The sequence below is a fragment of the Candidatus Symbiopectobacterium sp. NZEC135 genome (assembly GCF_025962695.1).
The window spans coordinates 1-644 of sequence record NZ_JAGFPF010001239.1 but is presented as its reverse complement, the minus strand read 5'-3'; the positions used below and the strand labels follow the sequence as shown (position 1 = coordinate 644).

The window sequence follows — 644 nt, the reverse complement described above, 5'->3', positions numbered from 1 at the left end:
AGCGGAATATCGATACCGCAGGGAACGTAAGTTGCGCCTGCGGCCAGGGTGCCTAACACCGCCATCACCTGCTCCGGCCCTTTCCCCATGCTGATGGCGACGCTATCACCCGTTTTGATGCCCTGCTCCTGAAGAAAACGGGCGATGCACAACGCGTTTTGTGCCAATTCGCCATAGTGCAGCACACCGTGCTCACCCCACTGTAAGGCGATGGCATCGGGTTCTCGCTCGGCCTGCATAAAAAAGCGGTGCAGCAGCGTCGGCGCACCGGCGGGTTCGGTTGCCTCCGGCGGCCAGGGCGCTACCGGTTGCGGCACCGGCAGCGGGCGCTGCCAGCACGTTATATCGTCAAGTAGCGCGAGCACCTGTTGCTGAAACGCATCGAACATGGCATCAATCACGCCGGGTGCAAACCTATCAGTGCGCACATCCCAATTGAGCATGATGCCGTTCAGGTATTCCGTAGCCTGTGCGTCAATCAACACCTGCGGCCCCTGAGAAACCGACCACACGGGCTCCCCTAACACCGCGCGCACCTGGGGTTCGAAGAGATCGCCCAGTGCCAATGCGCTGGTAAACACCACCGGCGCCAGGCTGGCATTGCTCTGCTGCTGCCGCGACAGATCGCGTAACACGTCAACGCC

General features: G+C 61.3%; 1 protein-coding gene. It reads right to left on the bottom strand.

Annotated features, from left to right (window positions below; translation table 11 throughout):
- A partial coding sequence (locus J5224_RS33580; RefSeq protein WP_264629207.1) for an AMP-binding protein occupies nt 1-644 on the bottom strand: 644 nt, incomplete at both ends.